Annotated in this window: 28 protein-coding genes; 18 read left to right on the top strand and 10 right to left on the bottom strand. The window is 61.5% G+C overall.

Annotation, left to right across the window (positions count from 1 at the left end):
• Positions 1–145: 145 nt before the first annotated feature.
• Positions 146–757 carry a C40 family peptidase gene (locus tag HU762_RS05845; protein WP_186634081.1) on the top strand — a complete coding sequence of 204 codons (612 nt, stop codon included), beginning with the start codon at positions 146–148 and terminating at the stop codon, positions 755–757.
• Between the two features lie 139 nt (positions 758–896).
• Here HU762_RS05845 and HU762_RS05840 read toward each other — a convergent pair whose 3' ends face one another.
• Complete coding sequence (locus tag HU762_RS05840) at positions 897–1,931, bottom strand: type IV pilus twitching motility protein PilT (RefSeq protein WP_186634078.1); 1,035 nt, start codon at positions 1,929–1,931, stop codon at positions 897–899.
• Between the two features lie 55 nt (positions 1,932–1,986).
• On the opposite strand from HU762_RS05840, the gene HU762_RS05835 reads away from it, so the two are divergent.
• From HU762_RS05835 to HU762_RS05795, 9 genes are all read left to right on the top strand, one after another.
• A complete protein-coding gene (locus HU762_RS05835; RefSeq protein WP_186634075.1) occupies positions 1,987–2,679 on the top strand; it encodes a YggS family pyridoxal phosphate-dependent enzyme in 693 nt (230 codons plus the stop codon).
• A gap of 28 nt (positions 2,680–2,707) precedes the next feature.
• On the top strand, positions 2,708–3,526 hold the full coding sequence (gene proC / locus HU762_RS05830) for a pyrroline-5-carboxylate reductase (RefSeq protein ID WP_186634072.1): 819 nt from the start codon (positions 2,708–2,710) through the stop codon (positions 3,524–3,526).
• 10 nt (positions 3,527–3,536) lie between these two features.
• Complete coding sequence (locus HU762_RS05825) at positions 3,537–4,127, top strand: YggT family protein (protein WP_186634069.1); 591 nt, start codon at positions 3,537–3,539, stop codon at positions 4,125–4,127.
• Positions 4,128–4,323: 196 nt separating this feature from the next.
• Complete coding sequence (locus HU762_RS05820) at positions 4,324–5,463, top strand: homoserine O-acetyltransferase (RefSeq protein WP_186634066.1); 1,140 nt, start codon at positions 4,324–4,326, stop codon at positions 5,461–5,463.
• A 7-nt stretch (positions 5,464–5,470) separates the two neighbouring features.
• The gene (metW, locus tag HU762_RS05815) at positions 5,471–6,091 is read left to right on the top strand and encodes a methionine biosynthesis protein MetW (protein WP_186634064.1); all 621 of its coding nucleotides are present in this window, start codon (positions 5,471–5,473) and stop codon (positions 6,089–6,091) included.
• Positions 6,092–6,116: 25 nt separating this feature from the next.
• Positions 6,117–6,551: a DUF4426 domain-containing protein gene (locus tag HU762_RS05810; protein ID WP_186634061.1), complete on the top strand. Its 435-nt coding sequence runs from the start codon at positions 6,117–6,119 to the stop codon at positions 6,549–6,551.
• Positions 6,548–7,144 (top strand): RdgB/HAM1 family non-canonical purine NTP pyrophosphatase, encoded by a 597-nt coding sequence (rdgB, locus tag HU762_RS05805; protein ID WP_186634058.1) that lies wholly within the window; start codon positions 6,548–6,550, stop codon positions 7,142–7,144. The genes HU762_RS05810 and rdgB overlap by 4 nt, the downstream gene beginning before the upstream one ends.
• Positions 7,141–8,340, top strand: coding sequence for a radical SAM family heme chaperone HemW (gene hemW / locus HU762_RS05800; protein WP_238340353.1), 1,200 nt, complete (start codon positions 7,141–7,143; stop codon positions 8,338–8,340). The genes rdgB and hemW overlap by 4 nt, the downstream gene beginning before the upstream one ends.
• Before the next feature lie 17 nt (positions 8,341–8,357).
• Positions 8,358–8,681 carry a DUF3392 domain-containing protein gene (locus HU762_RS05795; RefSeq protein ID WP_014340681.1) on the top strand — a complete coding sequence of 108 codons (324 nt, stop codon included), beginning with the start codon at positions 8,358–8,360 and terminating at the stop codon, positions 8,679–8,681.
• A 56-nt stretch (positions 8,682–8,737) separates the two neighbouring features.
• Here HU762_RS05795 and trmB read toward each other — a convergent pair whose 3' ends face one another.
• The 3 genes from trmB to thiS are packed head-to-tail and all read right to left on the bottom strand — an operon-like array spanning position 8,738 to position 10,522.
• Positions 8,738–9,463 (bottom strand): tRNA (guanosine(46)-N7)-methyltransferase TrmB, encoded by a 726-nt coding sequence (gene trmB, locus HU762_RS05790; protein WP_186634055.1) that lies wholly within the window; start codon positions 9,461–9,463, stop codon positions 8,738–8,740.
• Between the two features lie 9 nt (positions 9,464–9,472).
• A complete protein-coding gene (locus tag HU762_RS05785) occupies positions 9,473–10,267 on the bottom strand; it encodes a thiazole synthase (protein WP_003177480.1) in 795 nt (264 codons plus the stop codon).
• A gap of 54 nt (positions 10,268–10,321) precedes the next feature.
• Positions 10,322–10,522 (bottom strand): sulfur carrier protein ThiS, encoded by a 201-nt coding sequence (thiS, locus tag HU762_RS05780; protein WP_186634052.1) that lies wholly within the window; start codon positions 10,520–10,522, stop codon positions 10,322–10,324.
• Between the two features lie 261 nt (positions 10,523–10,783).
• Here thiS and HU762_RS05775 point away from each other — a divergent pair, with 261 nt between their 5' ends.
• Positions 10,784–12,754, top strand: coding sequence for an acyltransferase family protein (locus tag HU762_RS05775; protein WP_186634456.1), 1,971 nt, complete (start codon positions 10,784–10,786; stop codon positions 12,752–12,754).
• Positions 12,755–12,757: 3 nt separating this feature from the next.
• On the opposite strand, the gene HU762_RS05770 is transcribed toward HU762_RS05775, so the two are convergent.
• A complete protein-coding gene (locus HU762_RS05770) occupies positions 12,758–13,129 on the bottom strand; it encodes a DUF423 domain-containing protein (protein ID WP_186634050.1) in 372 nt (123 codons plus the stop codon).
• A 73-nt stretch (positions 13,130–13,202) separates the two neighbouring features.
• Between HU762_RS05770 and mtgA the strand changes: the two genes are divergently transcribed.
• On the top strand, positions 13,203–13,925 hold the full coding sequence (gene mtgA / locus HU762_RS05765) for a monofunctional biosynthetic peptidoglycan transglycosylase (protein WP_186634047.1): 723 nt from the start codon (positions 13,203–13,205) through the stop codon (positions 13,923–13,925).
• 126 nt (positions 13,926–14,051) lie between these two features.
• Here mtgA and rpoH read toward each other — a convergent pair whose 3' ends face one another.
• The 4 genes from rpoH to ftsY form a co-directional block, all read right to left on the bottom strand.
• The gene (gene rpoH, locus HU762_RS05760) at positions 14,052–14,906 is read right to left on the bottom strand and encodes an RNA polymerase sigma factor RpoH (RefSeq protein ID WP_092395442.1); all 855 of its coding nucleotides are present in this window, start codon (positions 14,904–14,906) and stop codon (positions 14,052–14,054) included.
• Between the two features lie 112 nt (positions 14,907–15,018).
• Positions 15,019–16,041 carry a permease-like cell division protein FtsX gene (gene ftsX, locus HU762_RS05755; RefSeq protein ID WP_186634044.1) on the bottom strand — a complete coding sequence of 341 codons (1,023 nt, stop codon included), beginning with the start codon at positions 16,039–16,041 and terminating at the stop codon, positions 15,019–15,021.
• Entirely contained in the window at positions 16,038–16,709 is a 672-nt protein-coding gene (ftsE, locus tag HU762_RS05750; RefSeq protein WP_025215982.1) for a cell division ATP-binding protein FtsE, read from the bottom strand. The genes ftsX and ftsE overlap by 4 nt, the downstream gene beginning before the upstream one ends.
• Entirely contained in the window at positions 16,706–18,136 is a 1,431-nt protein-coding gene (gene ftsY, locus HU762_RS05745) for a signal recognition particle-docking protein FtsY (protein WP_186634041.1), read from the bottom strand. The genes ftsE and ftsY overlap by 4 nt, the downstream gene beginning before the upstream one ends.
• Positions 18,137–18,479: 343 nt before the next feature.
• Here ftsY and HU762_RS05735 point away from each other — a divergent pair, with 343 nt between their 5' ends.
• The 6 genes from HU762_RS05735 (at position 18,480) to HU762_RS05710 (ending at position 25,953) form a co-directional block, all read left to right on the top strand.
• Positions 18,480–19,835, top strand: coding sequence for a pitrilysin family protein (locus HU762_RS05735; RefSeq protein ID WP_186634035.1), 1,356 nt, complete (start codon positions 18,480–18,482; stop codon positions 19,833–19,835).
• Complete coding sequence (locus HU762_RS05730; RefSeq protein WP_186634032.1) at positions 19,828–21,321, top strand: pitrilysin family protein; 1,494 nt, start codon at positions 19,828–19,830, stop codon at positions 21,319–21,321. The genes HU762_RS05735 and HU762_RS05730 overlap by 8 nt, the downstream gene beginning before the upstream one ends.
• The gene (gene rsmD, locus HU762_RS05725; RefSeq protein WP_186612081.1) at positions 21,321–21,938 is read left to right on the top strand and encodes a 16S rRNA (guanine(966)-N(2))-methyltransferase RsmD; all 618 of its coding nucleotides are present in this window, start codon (positions 21,321–21,323) and stop codon (positions 21,936–21,938) included. Before HU762_RS05730 ends, rsmD begins: the two co-directional genes overlap by 1 nt.
• A gap of 107 nt (positions 21,939–22,045) precedes the next feature.
• On the top strand, positions 22,046–23,383 hold the full coding sequence (locus HU762_RS05720; protein WP_186634029.1) for a pitrilysin family protein: 1,338 nt from the start codon (positions 22,046–22,048) through the stop codon (positions 23,381–23,383).
• A complete protein-coding gene (locus tag HU762_RS05715) occupies positions 23,376–24,842 on the top strand; it encodes a pitrilysin family protein (RefSeq protein WP_186634026.1) in 1,467 nt (488 codons plus the stop codon). Before HU762_RS05720 ends, HU762_RS05715 begins: the two co-directional genes overlap by 8 nt.
• Positions 24,843–24,921: 79 nt before the next feature.
• Positions 24,922–25,953, top strand: a complete 1,032-nt coding sequence (locus HU762_RS05710) for a hydrolase (RefSeq protein ID WP_186634023.1) — start codon at positions 24,922–24,924, stop codon at positions 25,951–25,953.
• On the opposite strand, the gene HU762_RS05705 is transcribed toward HU762_RS05710, so the two are convergent.
• The gene (locus tag HU762_RS05705) at positions 25,916–26,770 is read right to left on the bottom strand and encodes a sulfurtransferase (protein WP_186634020.1); all 855 of its coding nucleotides are present in this window, start codon (positions 26,768–26,770) and stop codon (positions 25,916–25,918) included. The genes HU762_RS05710 and HU762_RS05705 overlap by 38 nt on opposite strands.
• Positions 26,771–26,782: the final 12 nt, after the last annotated feature.

The raw sequence follows: 26,782 nt of genomic DNA, 5'->3' as shown, positions 1-26,782 counted from the left end.
CGTGATACGGGGGCTCTGTCGGACAATCGGGTCAAATTGTCGCAATTTTGCCGGGTTTACGCTGGGTTTCGAATCGACAAACGGCCTCGGAATGGCGAAAAAAGCTGTTATAAAGTTGCGCGCTAACCTTCAAGAGCCCTGCCTAATGCGTCCATTTTTCAAGACATGGCTAACCATTTGCCTATTATTGCCACTGGCCGCCCACGCCACCAATCGTGAGCAACGTCTTCCCAACGTCAACGGCTATACCCCTAAATCCCATGTTTCTGCTCCTTCGAGCAAGAACAAGCAAAGCGTCCAGCGTGTGAGCACCGCCCACAGCCGACTGGTGCCACCCATGGCGACCAAGACGACCAGCAATGTCCTGAGCCGCGCCGTGAATGTACTCGGCACACCTTACCGTTGGGGCGGAAGCAGCCCAAGCAAAGGTTTCGATTGCAGTGGTTTGGTGAAGTACGCTTTCAATGACGCCACGTTCGACCTCCCACGCACCTCCAACGCCATGGCAGCCGGCCACGGCGAGAAAGTCGAGCGCAAGGACCTCAAGCCTGGCGATCTGATTTTCTTCAAGCTCAAGAGCCGCCGCGTCAACCACGTGGCCATCTACCTGGGCAACGACCGGTTTATCCACGCTCCGCGCCGAGGCAAGTCGGTGACCATCGACACGCTGAACAAGCCGTATTGGAACACCCACTACGTGGTTGCCAAGCGCGTGCTGCCGAAAGAACCGGGGGCGATGCGCGTGGTTCAGCGCTGATCCAGCATGATCGTTCCCACGCTCCGCGTGGGAATGTCTCTACGGACGCTCTGCGTTCGGCTTTTGAGGGGACGCAGAGCGTCCCGAGCTGCATTCCCACGCAGAGCGTGGGAACGATCAGCCTCCTAGCTGCACATCTCTAAAAATTATCCGGCGTACGCGCCCGCTCCCGGGCATGCTCGCGGCTGATCAGCCCCTTGGTCACCAAGTCTTTCAAGCACATGTCCAGCGTTTGCATCCCCAGCGAGCCGCCAGTCTGGATCGACGAATACATCTGCGCGATCTTGTCTTCCCGAATGAGGTTTCGGATCGCCGAGGTTCCCAGCATGATTTCGTGGGCCGCGACCCGGCCGCCGCCGATCTTCTTGACCAGCGTCTGGGAGATCACCGCCTGCAACGACTCCGACAACATCGAACGAACCATCGACTTTTCATCGCCCGGGAACACGTCCACAACCCGGTCAATGGTCTTGGCCGCCGACGTGGTGTGCAGGGTGCCGAACACCAGGTGCCCGGTTTCGGCGGCAGTCAGCGCCAGGCGGATGGTCTCCAGGTCGCGCATTTCCCCCACCAGGATCACGTCCGGGTCTTCTCGCAGCGCCGAGCGCAGGGCCGTGGAGAAACTTTGAGTGTCGCGGTGCACCTCGCGCTGGTTGATCAGGCATTTGCGCGGTTCATGGACGAATTCGATCGGGTCTTCGATGGTGAGGATGTGATGGTGCTTGTGGCTGTTCAAGTAATCGATCATCGCCGCCAGGGTGGTGGACTTGCCTGAACCGGTCGGCCCGGTCACCAGCACCAGCCCACGAGGGGCCTCGGTCACTTTGCGAAACACCTCGCCCATCCCGAGGTCTTCCATGGTCAGGACTTTCGACGGAATGGTCCGGAATACTGCCCCCGCGCCACGATTCTGGTTGAAGGCATTGACCCGAAACCGCGCCACGCCGGGCACATCGAAGGAAAAATCGGTTTCCAGGAACTTCTCGTAATCCACTCGCTGGCGGTCGTTCATGATGTCGAAGATCAGCTCATGAACCTGCTTGTGGTCCAGTGCCGGCAGGTTGATCCGCCGCACGTCGCCATCAACACGGATCATCGGCGGCAGCCCGGCGGACAGGTGCAGGTCCGATGCGCCCTGTTTGGCGCTGAACGCCAGTAATTCAGTGATATCCATAGCGCTCCTCAATTCCAGTAGAATGCCGCGAACCTCAGACCGCTGGCCTTTCTTTATGACCACGATAGCAGACAACATTGCTCAGGTTAGATCGCGCATCCATGCCGCGGAACAGGCCGCCCAACGCGCCGGACACAGCGTCCAGCTATTGGCGGTGAGCAAGACCAAGCCCGCCCAGGCCCTTCGCGAGGCCTATGCCGCCGGCCTGCGGGACTTCGGCGAGAATTACCTGCAAGAAGCGCTGGGCAAACAGGCCGAACTCACCGACCTGCCCTTGATCTGGCACTTCATCGGCCCCATTCAATCGAACAAGACGCGCGCTATCGCCGAACATTTCGACTGGGTGCACTCCGTGGATCGCCTGAAAATTGCCCAACGCCTGTCCGAGCAGCGCCCGGCCGACCTGCCGCCGCTGAATATCTGCATCCAGGTCAACGTCAGCGGCGAAGCCAGCAAATCCGGCTGCACGCCAGCGGACCTGCCCGCCCTCGCCAGCGCCATCAATGCGTTGCCACGCCTCAAGTTACGCGGGCTGATGGCCATTCCCGAGCCAACCGACGATCGCGCCGAACAGGATGCAGCTTTTGCCGCCGTCCAGCGTTTGCAAGCCAGCCTGGACCTGCCGCTGGACACATTGTCCATGGGCATGAGCCATGACCTCGAATCCGCCATCGCCCAAGGCGCCACCTGGGTGCGCATCGGCACGGCCCTGTTTGGGGCTCGCGACTATGGTCAATCGCCCAGCTGACTCACTCATCTCTTTATAAGGACCCGTCATGAGCAACACGCGTATTGCCTTTATCGGCGCCGGCAACATGGCCGCCAGCCTGATCGGCGGCCTTCGGGCCAAGGGCCTGGATGCTTCTTGGATTCGCGCCAGCGATCCGGGTGAAGAGACCCGCAAGCGGGTGAGCACCGAGCACGGCATCGAAACCTTCGCCGACAACGCCCAGGCCATCGACGGCGTGGACGTCATCGTCCTGGCGGTCAAGCCGCAAGCGATGAAAGTCGTGTGCGAGGCGCTTCGTCCGGCCCTCAAGCCCCATCAACTGGTGGTGTCGATTGCCGCGGGTATTACTTGCGCGAGCATGAATAAATGGCTCGGCGCCCAGCCGATCGTGCGCTGCATGCCCAACACCCCCGCGCTGCTGCGCCAGGGCGTCAGCGGCCTGTTCGCCACCGAACAGGTGACCGCCGAGCAACGCCAGCAGGCGCAAGAGCTGCTATCGGCCGTCGGCCTTGCGCTGTGGCTGGACACCGAGCAGCAACTGGACGCGGTCACTGCGGTCTCAGGCTCGGGCCCGGCGTATTTCTTCCTGCTGATCGAAGCCATGACGGCCGCAGGCGAGAAGCTCGGCCTGCCCCGCGAAGTCGCCGCCCAGCTGACGCTGCAGACCGCTCTCGGCGCCGCGCACATGGCGGTGTCCAGCGATGTCGATGCCGCTGAGTTGCGTCGTCGCGTAACCTCTCCGGCCGGTACCACTGAAGCCGCCATCAAATCGTTCCAGGCCGGGGGCTTCGAAGCCCTGGTGGAAAAAGCACTCGGCGCCGCCGCGCACCGCTCGGCCGAAATGGCCGAACAACTGGGCCAATAAGGAGCCATTCATGATTGGATTGAACACTGCAGCGGTCTACGTACTGCAAACCCTTGGTAGCTTGTACCTGCTGATCGTGCTGATGCGTTTCGTGCTGCAACTGGTGCGCGCCAACTTCTACAACCCGCTGTGTCAGTTCATCGTCAAGGCGACCCAGCCACTGCTCAAGCCGCTGCGCCGGATAATCCCTAGCCTGTTCGGCCTGGACATGTCGTCGCTGGTCCTGGCGATCCTTATTCAACTGGCGCTGATGGCCCTGACCCTGCTGCTGACCTACGGCACCACCGGCAACCCACTGCAACTGCTGATCTGGTCGCTCATTGGCGTGACCGCGCTGTTCCTGAAGATATTCTTCTTCGCCCTGATCATCAGCGTGATCCTGTCGTGGGTCGCGCCGAGCAGCCACAACCCGGGCGCCGAGCTGGTGAACCAGATCTGCGAGCCGGCCCTGGCACCGTTCCGCCGCATCGTGCCGAACCTCGGCGGCCTGGATATCTCGCCGATCCTGGCGTTCATGGTGCTCAAGCTGATCGACATGCTGGTGATCAACAACCTGGCGGCGATGACCATGATGCCGGAGATTCTGCGGTTGCTGATCTAAAGCAAGCTGCAGCTTGATCGTTCCCACGCTCCGCGTGGGAATGCATCCCGTGACGCTCCGCGTCACCTCCAAAGCGGAACGCGGAGCGTCCCAGGCAGCGTTACTACGCAGAGCGTGGGAACGATCGCCGCCCTTTGCTTGCCGCTTGCCACAGCGGTCTTTAGACTTACGCCTCATTTCAACGAGAGCAGGGTCGATGCCAGCTGCCTTTCCCCCCGATTCCGTTGGTCTGGTGACGCCGCAAATGGCGCATTTCAGCGAGCCCCTGGCCCTGGCCTGCGGTCGTTCGCTGCCAGCCTATGACCTGATCTACGAAACCTACGGCACCCTCAATGCCACGGCGAGCAACGCCGTGCTGATTTGCCACGCCCTGTCCGGGCACCACCACGCCGCCGGCTACCATAGCGCCGACGACCGCAAGCCCGGTTGGTGGGACAGTTGCATCGGCCCCGGCAAGCCCATCGACACCAGCAAGTTCTTCGTGGTCAGCCTGAACAACCTCGGCGGCTGCAACGGCTCTACCGGCCCCAGCAGCCTCAATCTGGACACCGGCAAGCCGTTCGGCGCCGATTTCCCGGTGCTGACCGTGGAAGACTGGGTGCACAGCCAGGCACACCTGGCCGACCGCCTCGGCATTGGCCAGTGGGCAGCGGTGATCGGCGGCAGCCTCGGCGGCATGCAAGCGCTGCAATGGACCATCACCTACCCGGACCGCGTGCGCCACTGCCTGGCAATCGCCTCGGCCCCCAAGCTGTCGGCACAGAACATCGCCTTCAACGAAGTGGCGCGCCAGGCCATCCTCACCGACCCGGAGTTCCATGGCGGTTCGTTCCAGGAACACGGCGTGATCCCCAAGCGCGGGCTGATGCTGGCGCGGATGGTTGGGCACATCACCTACCTGTCCGACGATTCCATGGGCGAAAAATTCGGCCGTGGCCTCAAGAGCGAAAAGCTCAACTACGACTTCCACAGCGTCGAGTTCCAGGTCGAGAGCTACCTGCGTTATCAAGGTGAAGAGTTCTCCGGGCGTTTCGACGCTAACACCTACCTGCTGATGACCAAGGCGCTCGACTACTTCGACCCGGCGGCGAATTTCGACGATAACCTGGCGAAAACCTTCGCCAATGCCACGGCCAAATTCTGCGTGATGTCATTCACCACCGACTGGCGCTTCTCTCCGGCCCGCTCCCGGGAACTGGTGGATGCGCTGATGGCCGCGCGCAAAGACGTCTGCTACCTGGAAATCGACGCGCCCCAAGGCCACGACGCCTTCCTGATTCCGATCCCGCGTTATTTGCAGGCGTTCGGCAACTATATGAACCGTATTACGCTGTGAGGACGCCATGAGAGCCGATCTGGACATCATCCAGGAATGGATCCCCGCCGGCAGCCGCGTGCTCGACCTGGGCTGCGGCAACGGCGAATTGCTGACCTGGCTGCGGGACAACAAGCAAGTGACCGGCTACGGCCTGGAAAACGACCCGGACAACATCGCCGAATGCGTGGCCAAGGGCATCAACGTCATCGAACAGGACCTGGACAAGGGCCTGGGCAATTTCGCCAGCAACAGCTTCGACATCGTGGTCATGACCCAGGCCCTGCAAGCCGTGCATTACCCCGATAAAATTCTCGACGAAATGCTGCGGGTCGGCCGCCAGTGCATCATCACCTTCCCCAACTTCGGGCATTGGCGCTGCCGTTGGTACCTGGCGAGCAAAGGGCGCATGCCTGTCTCGGAATTCCTGCCCTATACCTGGTACAACACGCCGAACATCCACTTCTGCACCTTCGAGGATTTCGAAGCGCTGTGCCGTGAGCGCGAAGCCCGGGTCATCAATCGCCTGGCGGTGGACCAGCAGCACCGGCACGGGTGGGCAAGCAAGCTATGGCCTAATCTGTTAGGTGAAATTGGCATCTATCGAGTCAGCAGCCCAGGCCTGGCCGATCATCAGGTCGCCGTCTGAACACCGGCCTTTTCAGGAGCACGACATGAAACGCTTAGCGTTGTTCTTAATCACCGCCTGCCTGAGCGCGGGCGCCATGGCGGCCGACGTCATCAAGGCCGAGCGCAAGGAAGTGTTCGGTGACGTCACCGTGCACTACAACACATTCAATTCCACCTTCCTGACGCCCGACATCGCCAACGCCGCCGAGCTGATCCGCAGCAAGAACCAAGGCGTGATCAATGTCACGGTGATCAAGGGCGGCAAGCCATTGATGGCCCAGGTCAGCGGCACGGTGAAGGACCTGACCAGCAAGACAGTCACCCTCACCTTCCGTCAGGTCACTGAACCAGGCGCGATCTATTACATCGCCCAGTACCCGGTGGACCAGCAGGAAACCCGCACCTTTGAAATCAAGGTGCAGACGGGCGACAAGATCAACACGATCAACTTCAACCAGGAACTCTTCCCGGGGCAATGATGAACCTCACCCAACTCGTGCTCGCCAGCCACAACGCCGGCAAACTCAAGGAACTCCAGGCCATGCTTGGCGGGTCGGTGCAACTGCGCTCGATCGGCGAATTCAGCCAGGTGGAGCCGGAAGAGACCGGCCTGTCGTTCGTCGAGAACGCCATTCTCAAAGCTCGCAATGCCGCGCGTATCTCGGGTTTGCCGGCGCTGGCCGACGATTCCGGGCTGGCCGTGGATTTCCTTGGCGGCGCGCCGGGCATTTACTCGGCCCGTTACGCTGATGGCAAAGGTGACGCGGCGAACAACGCCAAGCTGCTCGAAGCTCTCAAGGACGTGCCCGAAGCCGAGCGCGGGGCGCAGTTCGTGTGTGTCCTGGCCTTGGTGCGGCATGTCGACGATCCGCTACCGATCCTCTGCGAAGGCTTGTGGCACGGGCGCATCCTCACCGAAGCCAGCGGAGAACACGGTTTCGGCTACGACCCGCTGTTCTGGGTGCCGGAACGCAATTGCTCCAGCGCTGAGTTGGGCCCCGTGGAAAAGAATCAACTGAGCCACCGCGCCCGCGCCATGGCCCTGCTGCGTCAACGCCTGGGCCTGCAATGATCGATGACGCTCCCGCACCGCTGATCCATGGCGGTGCCCAAACGCCTCGGGCACCACTGCCGGTGCTGCCGCCCCTGGCGTTGTACGTCCACATCCCGTGGTGCGTGCGCAAATGCCCGTATTGCGACTTCAACTCCCACACCGCCAGCCCGCAGTTGCCGGAAGAGGAATACGTCGATGCCCTGCTGGCCGACCTCGACCAGGATCTGCATGCGGTTTATGGTCGCCCGCTGAGCTCGATCTTTTTCGGTGGCGGCACCCCGAGCCTGTTCAGCGCCCAGGCCTTGGGCCGCTTGCTCAAGGGTGTCGAGGCGCGGATACCGTTCGCCCAGGACATTGAAATCACCCTGGAAGCCAACCCCGGCACGTTCGAGCAGGAAAAATTCGTCGCCTACCGGGCCTTGGGCATCAATCGCCTGTCCATCGGCATCCAGAGTTTCCAGCAGGCCAAGCTCGAAGCCTTGGGCCGGATCCACAATGGCGACGAAGCGGTACGCGCCGCCGGCATGGCCCGCCAGGCCGGGTTCGACAACTTCAACCTGGACCTGATGCACGGCCTGCCGGATCAGTCCCTGGACGATGCCTTGAGCGACTTGCGCCAGGCCATCGCCTTGAAGCCGACGCATTTGTCCTGGTACCAGCTGACGCTGGAGCCGAACACGGTGTTCTGGAACCAGCCGCCGACCTTGCCGGAAGACGACACCTTGTGGGATATCCAGGAGGCCGGGCAAGCGCTGCTCGCCGAACACGGCTACGCCCAGTACGAAGTCTCGGCGTATGCCCAGCCTGGGCGCGCGGCACGGCACAATCTCAACTATTGGAGTTTCGGCGATTTCATCGGCATCGGCGCCGGCGCCCACGGCAAGCTCAGTCATCCGGACGGGCGCATCGTGCGAACCTGGAAGACCCGTTTGCCCAAGGACTATCTCAACCCGGCCAAACGTTTCCTCGCCGGTGAAAAACAGCTCGCCAACGAAGAGCTGCCCTTCGAGTTCCTGATGAACGCGCTGCGCCTCACCGATGGCGTCGACGCGCAGCTTTATCCGCAACGCACCGGGCTGTTCCTGGACACCTTGGCCGAAGGCCGGCGCGAGGCCGAACAAAGTGGCCTGTTGCAGGTCGAACCGTCACGTCTGGCGGCGACCGAGCGCGGACAACTGTTTCTCAATGACTTGCTGCAAAAATTTCTGAGCTGATCAAACAAGGAAAACGAATGGATCTGGTACTCGACCTGCTCGCCACCGTGTCCCGCTGGAGCCGCAGCAATCTGTCGGAAATATCCCTGGCACTGGTTGGCTGCCTGCTGGTGCTGTTTGGTGCTGACATCAAGGGCTGGGTCGAGCAACGCTTGGGCAGCATCGCCGGCGCCTTGCGCGTCCCGCTGATCGCCCTGTTGTGCATGATCGGCAGCGGCGCCGCACTGATCTACGCCACGCCGTGGATCGTCCGAGGCTTGAGCCAGTTCAACAACTACAGCCTGGCGCCGGTATTGCTGGTGGTGCTGGTGCTGATTGGCGTGGTGGCGGACCGTCGATAGACCGTGAAACGAAATGTGGGAGCACACCGGCTCCCACATTGTTTAACGCGCGATGCTTACGCCAACTTCTCGAACTTCAAATCCCAAACCCCATGCCCGAGCCGTTCGCCACGGCGTTCGAACTTGGTGATCGGCCGTTCGGCCGGGCGCGGTACGCACTTGCCGTCTTCGGCCAGGTTGCGGTAGCCCGGCGCGACATTCATGACTTCCAGCATGTACTCGGCATAAGGTTCCCAGTCGGTGGCCATGTGCAGCACACCGCCGATCTTCAACTTGCTGCGCACCAACTCAGCGAACGACGCCTGGACGATACGGCGCTTGTGGTGACGACTCTTGTGCCACGGATCCGGGAAGAACAGCATCAACCGATCGAGGCTGTTGTCGGCCACGCAGCGGTTGAGCACTTCGATGGCGTCGCAATCGTAGACCCGCAGGTTGGTCAGCCCTTGGGTCAACACACCGTTAAGCAGCGCGCCCACGCCCGGACGATGGACTTCCACACCGATGAAATCCTGTTCCGGCGAAGCAGCGGCCATTTCCAGCAGTGAGTGGCCCATGCCGAAGCCAATCTCCAACGAGCGCGGCGCCGAGCGGCCGAACACCTGGTCGAAATCCACCGGCGCATCGGCCAGCGGCAGGACATAAAGCGGCGCGCCCTGCTCCAGGCCGCGTTGCTGGCCTTCAGTCATGCGCCCGGCGCGCATCACGAAACTCTTGATGCGGCGGTGTTGGCGCTCTTCGCCTTCTTCCGGCAGGACTGGCGTGTCGTTCGATTCAGTCATCAATGGCTCTTACTTGATCAGACCATCCAGCGGCGAGGACGCGCTGGCGTAGAGTTTTTTCGGCATGCGGCCGGCGAGGTAAGCGAGGCGACCGGCGACAATCGCGTGCTTCATCGCTTCGGCCATCAGGATCGGCTGCTGGGCGTGGGCGATGGCGGAGTTCATCAACACCGCTTCGCAACCCAGCTCCATGGCGATGGTGGCGTCGGACGCAGTGCCGACACCAGCATCTACCAACACCGGGATCTTGGCTTCTTCCAGGATGATCTGCAGGTTGTACGGGTTGCAGATCCCCAGGCCGGTGCCGATCAAGCCGGCCAGCGGCATGACCGCAATGCAGCCGATTTCCGCCAACTGACGGGCGATGATCGGGTCATCGCTGGTGTAGACCATCACGTCGAAACCTTCCTTGACCAGGGTCTCGGCGGCCTTGAGGGTTTCGATCACGTTGGGAAACAGGGTTTTCTGGTCCGCCAGCACTTCCAGCTTCACCAGGTTGTGGCCGTCGAGCAGCTCACGGGCCAGGCGGCAGGTGCGCACGGCTTCGATGGCGTCGAAGCAACCGGCAGTGTTCGGCAAAATGGTGTAGCGATCCGGTGGCAGGATATCCAGCAGGTTCGGTTCACCCGGGTTCTGGCCGATATTGGTCCGGCGCACGGCGACGGTCACGATCTCGGCGCCCGAGGCTTCGATGGCCAGGCGGGTTTCTTCCATGTCGCGGTATTTGCCGGTGCCTACCAGCAAACGCGACTGGTAGGTACGACCGGCCAGGACGAAGGGCTTGTCGCTACGAACGATGCTCATGGGAAATCCTCTGTTGGGGTGAGGTTCTTGCGAAATGCTGCGAAACCGAGACGACTAGCCGCCGCCAATGGCGTGGACCACTTCGACCAAATCACCGTCGTTCAACGTGGTTTCGGCGTGCTGGCTGCGCGGGACGATATCCAGATTGAGCTCCACCGCGACGCGGCGTCCGGTGAGTTCCAGACGGGTCAGCAGGGCCGCAACGGTTTCACCGTCGGGCAGTTCAAGGGATTCGCCGTTCAACTGAATGCGCATGCCGGATGCCGCCATCATTTTTAGGGGCTGGCATTCTAGCCCGATCAGTCTGGGTGACCCAAGCCATTCGTCATGAAATGGACCAGCCGGTCAGCCCGGCCGCCAGGCGGCGTCCGCGAAAAGGCTCCGGGGCATTTGGATGCCTCGGACTGATCCTGCAACAAATGCAACGCCCAAGCAGCACCGGCCCCGTCTATATTTCTGGTCCCGCATGGACGCATCTATCAAGCACAAGGAGGACCTGTGTCCAGCGTCCATGCAATGCCAAACATCCCTGCCATCGATGGCCTGCGCGCCGTCGCCGTCCTGAGCGTGATCATTTTCCACGCCGACTTCCTGAACATGCTGCCCGGCGGCTTCACTGGGGTCGACATGTTCTTCGTCATCTCGGGCTACGTCATCAGCCAGTCGCTGTACACCCGCTCCGACATGAGCTTTACGGCGTACCTGGCGGATTTTTACCGTCGACGATTCCTGCGCATCGTGCCTGCCCTGCTATTGGTTCTCCTGGCCTGTGCCCTGGTCTCGGCGATGTTCGTACCACAGGCCTGGCTCAGCATGCAGAATGATCGAACCGGACTGGCGGCCTACTTCGGCCTGAGCAACTTCATGCTGGCCTGGAACACCGACACCTACTTCTCGCCTTCCACCCAGCTCAATCCCTATACCCACACCTGGACGCTGGCCGTAGAAGAGCAGTTCTACCTGGTTTTTCCCCTCGTCTACTTCATCTGGCTGCGCTTTCGACAACGGCATCGCCTCGCCTGGGCCTTGCTGCCCCTTCTGGCGCTGGCGTCATTGGTATCCAGCGTTGTGCAAACACAGCAAAGCCCTCTCGAAACGTTTTATCTGTTACCCAGTCGATTCTGGGAGCTGGCATCCGGGGCGATCCTCTTCCAGCTCGTGGCGACAAAACGCCTGGTGCTGCCCTCTGCGGTGACCCCAGCCGTACTGTTCGGTGGATTCGCATTGGTGTCGGGCGGGTTGATTTTCGCCGACGCGAAGCACTTTCCGTTTCCCTGGGCCCTCTTGACCGTATCTGGCACCCTGTTGATCCTGGCTGCCGTGATACAGAAGACCGATACCCCGTCGCCGCTCCTGCGTCTTCTGCGTTCATCACCGGCCACCTATGTCGGCCGATTGTCCTACTCGCTTTACCTCTGGCATTGGCCAGTGCTGGTATTCCTGCGCTGGACCACCGGCCTGGAGCAATTCGCCATACAGCTGGCCTACCCGGTGATCGTCGCGGCGCTCGCTGCTGCCTCCTATCACTGGATCGAGACACCGCTGCGCACCGGCCGGTCGCATTTTCAACGCCACGCCTGGGTCGCCATCGCCGCATGCCTTGCGGCGGTCGGCCTGTCTTGGTCAGGGGCTCGCTGGGTGAGTGAAAACCCTGAGGCCCTGTCGCTGAGCCAGACCAGCGACGCCTACATCTGGTTTTCCCGCAGGCTGCCGCAAGGTCCGGCAAACGAGCCAATCGGCGACCTATCGCTGCAGGGCCGCCAATTGTTCGTGTTCGGCGATTCGCATGCCGCGGCCTATCGCACTCTGCTGAGCCTCGTCTCGCGACGGCTGGGTATCAGTGTTGTGGAACATGAGCGCGGCGGCTGCGCGGTGGCCAGCCTTATAGCGCCCGACCCGCAAGGCGCCTGCACCCAAGCCAGGAACGAAGCTCTGCGTGATATCGAGGCGCGGGCAAAACCCGGTGATATCGTTTTCCTCGCCTCTCTGCGAATGCCGGAGCTTGCAGGCCGCGATTGGGTGCGTGGCGATGAAACCGTGCTCAACGAGGCCCTCGCCGAATTGAATCCCGAGCAGCTCGATGGAGCCTGCAGTAGCGCAGAAGCAACACTGACGCGGCTGATGAACGCCAAGGTGCGGGTGCTGATCGATGCCCCCATGCCACTGTTCAAGGCGCCAGCGTACCGCTGCTCAGATTGGTTCAACCGGATGAACCCGATCTGCGCGCCTGGCTTCACCGTGGAGCGGGATCAAATCGAGCAGCTGCGAGCGCCACAAATGGCATTGCTGGAGCATTTAACCCAGGAGTACCCGATGCTTCGCGTTTGGGATCCGCTACCGCTGCTGTGCCCAGGCTCCACTTGCTCGGCCTATGACGACGGCAAACCGCTTTTTCGCGACGGCGATCACCTGAGCGGATACGGCAACCGCCTCCTCACGCCATCGTTCATCCAGGTTCTGCTCAACGGTTGGAGGCGCACTTCGTGACCGTCAGGCCAGACGCCAGGCCGCGAGCCCCAGGCAGAGCCAGCCAATCAGAAACGCCAGGCCACCGAACGGGGTGATGATGCCGAGTTTGCCGATACCGGTCATGGTCAGTAAGTAAAGGCTGCCGGAAAACAGAATGATGCCGATCACAAAGGAAATGCCGGCCCACGTCACGATGCGCCCGGGAATGTGCGTGGCCAGCAACGCAACACACAGCAATGCCAGGGTGTGGACCAGTTGGTAGGTCACGCCGGTGTGGAATATCGCCAGGTAATCGGCACTCAGGCGGTTTTTCAGGCCATGGGCGGCGAATGCCCCCAGCGCCACGCCCGTGAAGCCGAAAAACGCCGCCAGCATCAGAAAGCTACGCAACATGGGAACTCCAATCAGACTCGGTGGACAGGGTCTGTATAATGGCCCGCTCGACGGGTTCGGCCAAGCCATCTCTATGCTGCGTACATTGTTTCGACGATTCGTTAAAACCCTGCTCTGGTTCGCCGTCGGCAGCGTTGTGCTGGTGCTGCTGTTTCGCGTGGTGCCGCCACCGTTCACCGCGCTGATGATCGAGCGCAAGGTTGAATCCTGGTTCGGCGGCGAGCCGATCGACCTGCAGCGTGACTGGCAGCCTTGGGACCAGATTTCCGACAGTCTCAAAGTGGCGGTGATTGCCGGTGAGGACCAGAAATTCCCTGAGCACTGGGGCTTCGACATCAGCGCGATCCAGGCCGCATTTGCCCATAACGGGCGCGGCGGTTCGATCCGTGGCGCGAGCACCCTCAGCCAGCAAGTGTCCAAGAACCTGTTCCTGTGGTCGGGACGCAGCTGGCTGCGAAAAGGCCTGGAAGCCTGGTTCACCGCGCTGATCGAGGTGTTTTGGCCCAAGCAGCGGATCCTTGAGGTGTACCTCAACAGCGTCGAGTGGGACGACGGTGTGTTTGGGGCGGAAGCGGCCGCGCGGCATCACTTCCGTGTAAGCGCCGACGCCTTGTCCCGTCAACAGGCCAGCCTGCTGGCGGCAGTGCTGCCCAACCCGCGGGTATGGAACGCCAGCCGACCGAGCCCGTATGTACTGCGGCGAGCGAGCTGGATTCGCCAGCAGATGAGTCAGTTGGGCGGCGACAGCTATTTGCTGGGGCTCGATCATGCACGGCGGGCGCCTTGGGCGCAGTAACTAGACGCTGAAGCCTCTCCCTATATGATCGAGCGAGGGAACGATCAGAGCAGGGGTTTGCATCGCACAAACAAAAACGCCCCGATCATCACTGATCGGGGCGTTTTTTATTGCCGCTGTCGCAGGTCAAGCTGCGATGGACGTCTTGAGCTTGTTCATCGCGCTTTTCTCGAGCTGACGAATCCGCTCGGCCGACACGTTGTACTTCTGCGCCAGGTCGTGCAGCGTGGCTTTTTCCTCGGCCAGCCAGCGCTGGTAAAGGATGTCGCGGCTACGTTCGTCCAGCACTTCCAACGCTTCGTGCAGGTTGGTGTTGGAGTTGTCGCTCCAGTCGGCATCTTCCAGTTGACGGGCCGGGTCGTACCGGTGGTCTTCCAGATAGTTGGCCGGCGATTGGAAAGCGCTGTCGTCGTCCGCTTCGGCGGCCGGGTCGAAAGCCATGTCATGGCCGGTCAGGCGGCTTTCCATCTCGCGAACTTCCCGAGGCTCCACGCCGAGGCTTTCCGCCACGCGGTGGACTTCTTCATTGTTCAGCCAGGCCAGACGCTTTTTCTGGCTGCGCAGGTTGAAGAACAGCTTGCGCTGGGCCTTGGTGGTCGCGACTTTCACGATGCGCCAGTTGCGCAGGATGAACTCGTGGATTTCCGCCTTGATCCAGTGCACCGCAAAGGACACCAGGCGTACACCCATTTCCGGGTTGAAACGCTTGACCGCCTTCATCAGGCCAACGTTGCCTTCCTGGATCAGGTCGGCCTGGGCCAGCCCGTAGCCGGAATAGCTGCGGGCGATATGTACGACAAAACGCAGGTGGGCGAGCACCATCTGCCGAGCCGCCTCAAGATCCTGCTCATAATAGAGACTCTCGGCCAGTTCACGCTCCTGCTCGGGCGTCAGCAATGGAATGCTGTTCACCGTGTGCACATAGGCCTCGAGGTTCGCACCCGGGACCAGGGCATAAGCAGGTTGCAAAGAAGTGGTCATACGAAAAAACCTCCGACTCACATAACTCGTGCAGTTCAGCACTGCGAAAATTGACCGGGAACCGTAGGACAAGTTCCCACAAAAACTGAAAGGTCAATACGCGCAAAAAACACTATTTTGGAGCAAGCTCACGCAGGTGGCGTGCTACCGCAATCCATGCACCGATATAACCCAACAGCACCGCGCCAAGCAAGAGCGACAGACCGTCGGCGACTGGCACACCGGCCAGTGCGAAATCACTGCCGTACAAACCGGCCAGTCCCACAACCGCATCATTCAGCCAATCCAGGCCGAACGCCAATACACCCCAGGACAGAATGCCGGCACCGAAGCCATACAGCGCCCCCATGTAAAGAAAGGGCCTGCGTACATAACTGTCCGTACCGCCGACGAGTTTAATCACTTCTATCTCGGTGCGGCGGTTTTCAATATGAAGACGAATGGTATTACCTATCACCAAAAGTAATGCAGACACCAGAAGCACCGTCAGACCGAAGACAAACCGGTCGCCGAGCTTGAGTATCGCCGCCAGACGCTCGACCCAGACTAGATCAAGTTGCGCCTGCTGTACCTTCGGCAACTCGGAAAGTCTTTGTCTTAATGCTTCAAGAGTGGGCTTGTCGACCTCATTCGGCGTCACCAGCACCACGCCCGGCAATGGGTTCTCCGGCAGTTCCTTGAGGGCTTCGCCCAGGCCGGACTGTTGCTGGAACTCTTCAAGCGCCTGCTCGCGCCCCACGTATTCGGCATCGGCTACGCCCGGCATGGCCTTGATCTGTTCGCGCAATGCATGGCCTTCGCCCGATGTCGCGTCCAGTTGCAAATAAAGGGAAATCTGCGCCGCACGCTGCCAGGAACCACCAAGCCGCTCGACGTTATTCAGCAGAAGTGACAGGCCCATCGGCAAGCTCAACGCCACCGCCATGACCATGCATGTAAAAAAGCTGCCGATGGGCTGCTTGCCCAGGCGCCGCAGGCTGTCGAGCAGGCTGGCGCGATGGCTTTCTACCCAGGCGCGCAACAGCGTGGCGAAATCCGGGCCGTCGTCATCGTCGCGCTTTTTTTTCTGCGGCTGCGGATCGGTGCCCTTGGGGGCCACGCGTTCGGCCACTTTCGGGCTGCGAGTCGCACTCATACGCCGGCCTCCCCATCACCGATCAATCGACCGCGCTGCAAGGTGAGCATTCGGTGACGCATACGTGCGATCAATGCCAGGTCATGACTGGCGATCAGCACACTGGTGCCTAAGCGGTTGATGTCTTCGAATACGCCCATGATTTCCGCCGCCAATCGCGGGTCGAGGTTACCGGTGGGTTCATCCGCCAACAGCAAGGCCGGGCGGTGGACAATGGCGCGGGCGATGCCGACGCGTTGTTGCTGGCCGGTGGACAGATCGCCCGGGTACAGGTCGGTCTTGTCCGACAGGGCCACGCGCTCCAGGGCCGAATCCACGCGCTTGACGATCTCGGCCTTGGACAGGCCAAGGATCTGCAGCGGCAACGCCACGTTGTTGAACACCGTGCGATCGAACAACAACTGGTGGTTCTGGAACACCACGCCGATCTGACGCCGCAGATAGGGGATCTGCGCGTTGCTGATGGTGCTCAGGTCCTGCCCGGCCAGCAGCAGTTTTCCGGTGGAAGGCCGCTCCATCGCCAGCAGCAGGCGTAGCAAGGTACTTTTACCGGCGCCGGAATGGCCGGTGACAAATAGAAACTCGCCCCGACGGACCCGAAAGCTCAGCTCATGCAAGCCGACGTGACCGTTCGGATAGCGCTTACCGACCTGTTCGAAACGAATCATGAATGCTCCCGCTCGGCAAACAACGCCTGGACAAAGGGCTCGGCTTCAAAGGTGCGCAAGTCATCGATGCCCTCGCCCACGCCAATGTATCGAATAGGCAGGCCAAACTGCTTGGCCAGCGCAAAGATCACCCCGCCCTTGGCGGTGCCGTCGAGCTTGGTCAGGGCCAGTCCCGTCAGCTCGACGGTCTGGTTGAACTGCTTGGCCTGGTTGATGGCGTTCTGGCCAGTACCGGCGTCCAGCACCAGCAGGACTTCGTGAGGCGCGTCGGCGTCGAGCTTGCCGATCACCCGGCGGACCTTCTTCAGTTCTTCCATCAGATTGTCTTTGGTGTGCAAGCGACCGGCCGTGTCGGCGATCAGCACGTCGATGCCGCGAGCCTTGGCCGCTTGTACGGCGTCGAAGATCACCGAAGCGGAGTCGGCGCCGGTGTGCTGGGCGATCACCGGGATCTTGTTGCGCTCGCCCCATACTTGCAGTTGTTCGACCGCGGCGGCGCGGAAGGTGTCGCCCGCGGCGAGCATGACTTTCTTGCCTTCGAGCTGCAGCTTCTTGGCCAGTTTGCCGATGGTGGTGGTCTTGCCGGCGCCGTTGACGCCGACAACCAGGATCACGAACGGTTTGTTCTGGGAGGCGATCACCAGCGGTTTTTCCACTGGCTTGAGCAGGCTGGTCAGCTCGCCTTGCAAGGATTTGTACAGGGCATCGGCGTCAGTCAGCTGTTTACGCGCAACCTTCTGGGTCAGGCTCTGGATGATCACCGAAGTGGCCTCGACGCCAACATCGGCGGTCAGCAGGCGGGTCTCGATGTCTTCCAGCAATTCGTCATCGATGACTTTCTTGCCCAGGAACAGACTGGCCATGCCTTCGCCAATGCTGGCGCTGGTCTTGGACAGGCCTTGCTTGAGACGGGCGAAAAAGCCGACTTTGTTCTCTTCGGCGCGGGGCTCAGGCTCGGCCGGGGTTTGCTCCTCAGCCAGTGCAGGCGCTGGGGCGATCTCGGCCGGAGCAGGCGCAATGACGACCGGCGGTGCCTCGGCAGTCGGTGCCTCGACCGGCTGCGTCGAGGCCGGAATCGGTGGCGTGACCTGCGCGGCCTGGGCATCCTCGACCAGCGCGACGGGCTCCTCCGCGACCGGCAAGGCCGGCCAGAGTGTCTGTCCGGCGGGCGGGGTCAACGGTTGCTCGGCCACCGGTTCGGCTTCAGACGCGGATTCAGGCGCGGATTCAGGCTGGGCCGGTTGCAGCACCGGCTCGGCGATCGGCAGGACAATGGGCGCAGCCTCTTCAACCACCGACTCGTCGGCAGACTCAGGTTGCGGCTGTTCGACAACGGGTTCCTGCGGCTTCTTGCGCAGCCATCCGAACAGGCTTTTTTTCTCGCCAGCCTCAGCTGGGGTCTTCTTGTCGTCGTTGGAACCAAACATGGAGGACGGCTATCTCACGGTAGCGACGCGCCTTGAGGGCGCCTCGGTGATAAATATTCGATGCTGAACAGACTGCGTTTCATCCAGCTTGTTCACGCGCAACAGATTGTCGAAATGTCTCCAGGACACTTCAACCTCGATTTTTCGAAGGACTGGCAAGACATAATCGGCGAAAACGCGGGCATCCCCGAACAAACCCAACGCTTTTGCACGGAACTCAAACAACCCTGGGCCGATAAAAGACCCGATAGGCGTGGCCGCCAGTAAAACGGACCGTTATCCTAGCACCTCCTCGCCTGCTGAGGCTAAGACCCGGCAGGCAGCCCAACAGGTTTAAACACGAATGAATGCTCTTGCCCGCTGCGCCGCAGGCCTGCTGCTCTGCACGGTTTGTCTGCCCTTTCCAGTCTTGGCTGCCGATCCCCAACCCACCCACGAATTTACCCTCGATAACGGCCTCAAGGTCGTGGTGCGTGAAGACCATCGCGCACCGGTGGTCGTTTCCCAGGTCTGGTACAAGGTCGGATCCAGCTACGAAACGCCGGGCCAGACCGGTTTGTCCCATGCGCTGGAACACATGATGTTCAAGGGCAGCGACAAGATCGGCCCCGGCGAGGCATCGCTGATCCTGCGTGACCTCGGCGCGGAGGAAAACGCCTTCACCAGCGACGACTTCACTGCTTATTACCAAGTGCTGGCCCGGGATCGCCTGGCCGTGGCCTTCGAACTGGAAGCCGACCGCATGGCGAGCCTGCGCCTGCCGCCAGAGGAGTTCAGCCGCGAGATCGAGGTAATCAAGGAAGAGCGCCGCATGCGCACCGACGACAAGCCCATGTCCAAGGCCTATGAGCGCTTCAAGGCCATGGCTTATCCGGCCAGCGGCTACCACACGCCCACCATCGGCTGGATGGCCGACCTGGAGCGGATGAAGGTCGAGGAACTGCGCCACTGGTACGAATCCTGGTACGTCCCGAACAACGCCACCCTGGTGGTGGTCGGCGACGTGACGCCGGAAGAGATCAAGACCCTGGCCCAGCGCTACTTCGGCCCGATTGCCCGGCGCGCCGTGCCGTCGGCGAAGATTCCCCTGGAGCTGGCCGAGCCTGGCGAGCGCAAGATCACCCTGCATGTGCAGACCCAACTGCCGAGTGTCATGCTCGCCTTCAATGTGCCAAGCATCGCCACCGCCACGGACAAGGCTTCGGTCAACGCGCTGCGGCTGATCTCGGCCCTGTTGGACGGCGGCTACAGCGGACGGATTCCGGCACAGCTGGAGCGTGGCGAAGAGCTGGTCTCCGGCGGCTCGTCGAATTACGACGCCTTCACCCGTGGCGATACGCTGTTCACCTTGTCGGCAACGCCCAACACCCAGAAGAACAAGACCCTGGCCCAGGCCGAAGCCGGTTTGTGGCGCTTGCTCGAACAATTGAAAACCACCGCCCCGACCGCCGCAGAACTGGAGCGCGTGCGCGCCCAGGTCATCGCCGGCCTGGTGTACGAGCGTGATTCGATCACCAGCCAGGCCACTGCCATCGGCCAGCTGGAAACAGTCGGTCTGTCCTGGAAGCTGATGGACACCGAACTCGCCGAACTGCAAAGCGTGACCCCGCAGGATATCCAGAAGGCAGCCCAGCTGTATTTCACCCGCTCGCGCCTGAGCGTCGCGCACGTCCTGCCCGAGGAGAAAACTCATGAATGAGCGCAATTTATCGCGCCGGGGACCACTGATCGCCCTGGTATTCATCGCGGTGGCTGGAGCGCTGGCGTTCTATCTGCTGCCGGCCACTGACGTCACCGCCAGCCAGGCCTTGGACAACGCCAAGTCCGGTAAAAAGCTGCAATCACTGGCCGAGCTGGACGGCAAGGCGCCCAGCCGTCGCCAGCTCAACGTACAAACCTGGAAAACCGCTGACGGCGCCAAGGTGCTGTTCGTCGAGGCCCGCGAGTTGCCGATGTTCGACCTGCGGCTGACCTTCGCCGCCGGCAGCAGCCAGGACGGCGACGTTCCCGGGCTGGCGCAATTGACCAACGCCATGCTCAACGAAGGCGTGGCTGGCAAGGACGTCAGCGCCATCGCCGAAGGGTTCGAAAGCCTTGGCGCGGATTTTGGCAACGGTGCCTTTCGGGACATGGCCGTGGCCTCGCTGCGCAGCCTCAGCGCGGCGGACAAGCGTGAGCCGGCGTTGAAACTGTTTGCCGAAGTGGTCGGCAAGCCGACTTTCCCCGCCGATTCCTTCGCGCGTATCAAGAACCAGATGCTCGCCGGCTTCGAGTACCAGAAGCAGAACCCCGGCAAACTGGCGGGCCTGGAATTGATGAAGCGCTTGTATGGCGATCATCCCTACGCCCACTCCAGCGACGGCACCGCGCAAAGCATTCCGCCGATCACCCTGGCCCAGGCCCGGGCTTTCCACGCCAGGGCCTACGCGGCTGGCAACGCCGTGATCGCGTTGGTGGGGGACCTGTCCCGTGCCGAGGCCGAAGCCATTGCCAACCAGGTGTCCGGCGCGCTGCCCAAGGGCCCCGCCCTGGCGAAAACACCACCACCGGTGGAGCCGAAAGCGAGCGTCCACCACATCGAGTTCCCATCCAAGCAGACCAACCTGATGCTCGCGCAACTGGGCATCGATCGGGACGATCCAGACTATGCAGCCGTGTCCCTGGGCAACCAGATCCTCGGTGGCGGCGGATTCGGTACGCGGTTGATGACCGAAGTTCGTGAAAAACGCGGCCTGACCTATGGCGTCTATTCCGGCTTCACCGCCATGCAGGCCCGCGGCCCGTTCATGATCAATCTGCAAACCCGTGCGCAGATGAGCGAAGGCACGCTCAAGCTGGTGCAGGACGTATTCGCCGATTACCTCGAGAACGGCCCGACCCAAAAGGAACTCGACGATGCCAAGCGCGAGCTGGCCGGCAGCTTTCCGTTATCCACCGCCAGTAACGCCGACATCGTTGGCCAGCTCGGCGCCATGGGTTTCTACGATTTGCCGCTGAGCTACCTGGAAGATTTCATGCGCCAGTCGCAGGAGCTGACCGTCGAGCAAGTCAAGGCCGCACTGAACAAACACCTGAGCACGGACAAGATGGTCATCGTCACCGCTGGCCCGACCGTGCCGCAAGAGCCGTTGCCGGCCCCCACTGACAAACCTGCCGAGCAGCCGCTCGGGGTCCCGGAGCACTAATGGCCCGTCCATCCAATTCCAGCAAGAAACCCGTGCACAACGGTGTGAACCAACTGCGCATCATCGGCGGCGAATGGCGCAGCCGACGCTTGAGCTTCCCGGATGCCCCAGGCTTGCGCCCGACCCCGGACCGGGTTCGCGAAACCTTGTTCAACTGGCTCGCGCCCTACGTAGCAGGTGCCAGGGTGCTCGACCCTTTCGCCGGCAGCGGCGCGCTGTTTCTCGAGGCGCTGTCCCGTGGCGCCGCCATGGGCCAGGCGCTGGACGCCAGCAGCCTGGCGGTGTCCAGCCTGAAAGAACACCTGGGTACCCTGCGTTGCACCGTCGGCCAAGTGCAGACGGCCGATGCGCTGCGCTATCTGGAAGGTCAACCGTCGACGCCCTTCGACCTCGTCTTCCTCGATCCGCCCTTCAATCAGAATCTGTTGCCTGCCGTGTGCGCCTTGCTTGAAGACCGACAATGGCTGGCGGACGACGCATGGGTCTACACCGAAAGCGAAACAGCGCCCTCGACACTCGGTATGCCGAGCAACTGGCGCCTGCATCGCGAGCAGAAATCCGGCCGGGTCTTCTACGCGCTCTGGCAACGCACCGCTGGAGCAGTCGCACCTGCGTGAACCGAAAAACGCTTGGAAGGTGCGGTACTTATTTACCGCACGCCGCCATCCTGGAAACGCCACAGTGAGTGACACAATTTTGTGAACCACTGAGGACGATTTTACCCATGGACGTTTTTCGCAGCAGGATGCTGCTTTTCTTCTGGTTGGCACCGCTAGTGGCGGTAGCCGATTCTCCCCCCACCCACGAGTTCACCCTGGACAATGGCCTGAAAGTGGTCGTGCGCGAAGATCATCGTGCCCCACTGGTCAGCTCGCAACTCTGGTTCAAAGTCGGTTCGGCCGACGAAGCGCCGAGCCGCTCAGGACTGTCTCACGCGCTGGAACATATGGTTTACAAAGGTAGCCACAAGAGTTGTGCGGGCGAGGCCATGAAAACCCTGGATACCCTGGGCGCCCAATACAATGCCTTTACCGGGGAAGATTTCACCGTACATCATCAAACCCTTGAGCCTCGTCACTTGGGTGTCGCGTTCGAACTGATGGCAGACCTCATGTCGACCGCTCACCTGCGCGCCGAAGACTGGTTGCCGGAAATTGCCGTCATCCAGGAAGAACGGCGCGAGAACCAGGACCACCCCGGAGAGCTGGCCCTGGAACGTTTTCTTAGCCTGGCCCATCTTTCAAGTGGCTACCGCACGCCCACCATCGGCTGGATGCACGACCTGCAGCGACTCGACATTGCTGACTTGCGCGACTGGTATCAAACCCGCTATGCGCCCGGCAATGCCGTGTTGGTCGTGGTTGGCGATGTCACGCTTGAGCAGGTCAAGCTGCTGGCACAAACTTACTTTGGGCCGGTAGCCGCCCGTCCTTTCACCGTGTCGCGGGCACCGCTGGAGCTGGACCGACCCGGCGAACGCAGGCTCATCCTTGACGTACCCGACTCCGCTACGCAATTTCTCATGGCATTCAATGTCCCGGTGCTGGTGACCGCCGAGCCTCCTCGGACCGTGTACGCCTTGCGCTTGCTCCAAATGCTACTGGCAGGCTCAAGCAGCGCCCGACTGCAATCGCAGCTTCAATTCAAGACGCCGCTGTTCTCCGCCCTATCCTCCGATTACAACTGGCTGGGACGTGGCGACGCTCTTCTGTTGATCGACGGCCGTATCTCCAATGCCTACACCGGCTCGCTCAATGACGTCGAGGCGCGCGTGTGGCAAGAACTTGACAAGCTACGAACCGATCCCCCCGCGCCTGATGAGCTGGAACGTGCCCGCACGCAACTGATCGCACAAAACATTTACGGCCAGGACTCAATAGAGGGCCAGGGCCATTTCCTCGGCTCCTTGGTGAGCAACGGGCTGTCCTGGCGATTGATGAACGACGAAATTGCCGAGCTGAAAAAAGTAACCCCGGATGACATCCGACAAGCCGCCGCGACCTATCTGACCCGTGATCGCCTGACCATAGCGCACATCCAAGGGGAGCAAACCCATGAATAAATCAGCTCAGGCTGGCTGTCTTGCGATGTTGGGGATCGCACTGTTGGGTTGCTGCGCGCAAGCCTTGGCCGATACCGTTTCGAATGGCTCCACGGTGCGCCTGCAATCGCTGCTTGAGCCAGACATCGTCGCACCAAAGCCGCGCCCCCTGGCCGTCAAGGGCTGGAAGACAACAGCTGGCAGCAAGGTCTTGTTCGTCCGTACGACGGCATCGCCGATGTTCGATGTCCATGTCAGCTTCGAGGCGGGAAGCGCCCGGAGCAATATCCCCGGCCTCGCCGGCGTAACCTACAGCATGCTCAACGAAGGCGTGCCAGGCATGGAAAGCCATCAAGCGATCATCGACACCTTTCAGAGCCTGGGGGCAAGGCTCGGCATGGGGATAGATCCGCAACGCAGCGCATTTTCCTTGCGCAGTTTGAGCGAAATGGAAAAGCGCACCCCAGCCCTACGGTTGTTTTCGCAAATATTGGGCAACCCATTGCTCAGTGATGAAGCATTGGCAAGGGTGAAAAACGAGGCGAAAGACATACTTCTGCGTGACCGACAGAACCCGACGGACATCGCGCACCAACACCTCAAGGACCAACTGGCCCCCAAGCACCCCTATGCCCAACCGATGTTCGGCACGAACGAGGCGCTGGACGCTCTGACACGCCAAGCGGTACAGGACTTCCATCGGCAAGCCTACTCGGCTGCGACGGCGCAGATCACCTTGGTCGGCGACCTCACGCTCGAACAGGCCCAACTGATCAGCCAACAGATCAGCAGCGCCTTGCCCGGCACCAGCCAGGCCGCTAGTCCCGACGATCCCTCCTCGGTTGGCACGCCAACGAACAGCCATCTGGAACGGGCGCAGCAACAAACCCAACTTCTGCTCGCCCAGCCCAGCGTGCCGCGCACGCATGCCGACTATCTTGCGCTGGATGCGGCGAACCGGATTTTCAAGAACCGGTTAATGACGGAGCTGAGGGAAAAGCGCGGCCTGGTGTATGGCACCAGGATCCTGCACTGGGACTGGGCCGATGGCGCCCTGGCGATTATGTCGCTTCGGACCAGTCCACACTTCAACCAAGGCACTCTGGCGTTGGTGCGTTCGATGTTCACCGACTATCTGCGCGACGGGCCAACGCAACAGGAAGTTGACCAACTGAAAGGCCGGATGCGGAGTTCGATTGCTCATGACAGCGCCAACAATGCACAGATTCTCGATCAATTGGTCAGGATAAATCGAGATGACCTGCCGCTTGACCTGGACTACACCGTCCAACAGATGCAGACACTGACCCCCAGGCAAATAAAGGACACACTGAACCGCCATTTCGAAGCCGACGCCTGGCACGTTGTGACGGTGGGTCCCACGGTCGAGCAGCAACCCTTGCCAGCGCCAGTGGCACCGTCGACCGATGCCCTTGCACAGGACAGATGTCGCGCCGCGCAGGCCTTTATGGCAATTTAAAGCTGCCGCGCCAGGCGCACCTCCACGCCTGGCGCCTATGCTTGAAATGACGAGACCCGACGTGCCTGTAGACTCCCCTATGTCCAGCCAACGATTTACACCGGCCTTCGGCCTGGCTAATCCACACCTGCAGACGCTATGGGGACCGCTTTGGCGCAAGACTGTCCACATCGAACGCGAGCGCGAACGGCTGTGGCTCGAAGACGGTGACTTCCTGGATCTCGACTGGCACGGCCCGCACAGTGCCGATGCACCATTAGTGTTGGTACTGCATGGGCTGACCGGCTCTTCCAACTCACCCTATGTGGCCGGCCTGCAGCGAGCGCTCGACGCTAAGGGTTGGGCCAGCGTCGCCTTGAACTGGCGCGGGTGCTCGGGAGAACCCAACCTGTTGCCCCGTAGCTATCATTCGGGCGTCAGCGAAGACCTGGCCGCCGCTATCGCTCACCTTCGGGCCCGGCGGCCGTTGGCACCGTTGTTCGCGGTGGGTTATTCACTCGGCGGCAACGTGTTGCTCAAGCACTTGGGGGAAACCGGCAGCGACAGCCAATTGCAGGGAGCAGTGGCGGTTTCAGTGCCGTTCCGCCTGGATCAATGCGCCGACCGCATCGGGCAAGGGTTCTCCAGGTTCTACCAGGCCCATTTCATGCGCGAAATGCTCGCCTATGTGCGCAACAAACAGCGTCAATTCCAGCATGACGGGCGTCATGACGGGCTTGCCGCCCTGGCCGCGCTGGGCTCGCTGGACAACATGCGCACGCTCTGGGATTTCGATGGCCGGGTGACCGCGCCGCTGCACGGTTACTCGGATGCGGCCGATTATTATCGTCGCGCCTCCAGCCGCTATTTCATCACCGGGATAAGAACCCCAACCCTGCTTATCCAGGCCGCCGACGATCCGTTCGTGTTTCCCCACAGCTTGCCCGAACCGGCGGAGCTGTCAGGCTCCACCCAACTCGAATTGCATGCCCAGGGCGGCCATGTCGGGTTTGTCGACGGAACATTGCGGCGCCCGGGCTACTATCTCGAACGACGCGTACCCGAATGGCTGGCCAGCTTGGCCTCGCATGGCATTACTCGCCCTTCGCCACGCCCCGCTGCGGATCATTGATCCACTCGCTCCAGGATCCCGCATATAACTTGCCCAACGGATGCCCCGCCAAGCACAAGGCAAACAGGTTATGGCAGGCCGTCACGCCGGAGCCGCAATAGGCCACCAGCCCGCTCGGCGGGCGATCGCCCAACTTTTCAGCGAAGCGCAGCTTGAGCTGGCCTGCAGGCAGGAATCGTCCATCGGCGCCCAGGTTGTCGGTGAAAGCTGCGCACTGCGCGCCAGGGATGTGCCCGGCCACCGGGTCGATCGGCTCGACATCGCCCTTGAAACGGGGCAATGCCCGCGCATCCAGCAACGTCATGTCCGACTGGCCGAGGCGCTGTTGCAACGTTTCGGCGTCGAGCAGCAGATTCGCGTCCGCCGAACCGCTGAACGTCCCAGGCTGATGTGCAGGTGGATCGAGACTCAGCGGCAAGCCCGCCGAGTGCCAGGCCTTGAGACCACCATCCAGGATGTAGACACCGTCACGCTTGCCCAGCCACACCAGCAGCCACCAAGCCCGGGCGGCATAGGCGCCGGGACCATCGTCGTACAGCACGATGGTGCTGTCGTTGCCGATGCCCCAGGCATGCAGGCGCGCGATCAAGGCCTCCGGATCGGGCAGCGGATGGCGCCCGGTCACACCCTTGATCACCGGCCCGCTCAGATCCCGCTCAAGGTCCGCGAACGACGCTCCGGCAATATGGCCTTCGGCGTAGCTGCGTTGGCCGTAGTCCGGATCCTCCAAGGCAAAACGACAATCAAGAATCACCAGCCCGGGATCTGTTCGCCTCTGTTCAAGGCCTTGGGGACTGATGAGTTGAGCGATGGGCATGGTGAGCTCCTG

This window comes from Pseudomonas sp. SWRI92, from assembly GCF_014268685.1.
Lineage (GTDB): Bacteria > Pseudomonadota > Gammaproteobacteria > Pseudomonadales > Pseudomonadaceae > Aquipseudomonas > Aquipseudomonas marvdashtae.
The sequence above is the reverse complement of the archived record's forward strand: the minus strand, read 5'-3'. Positions and strand labels throughout refer to the sequence as shown.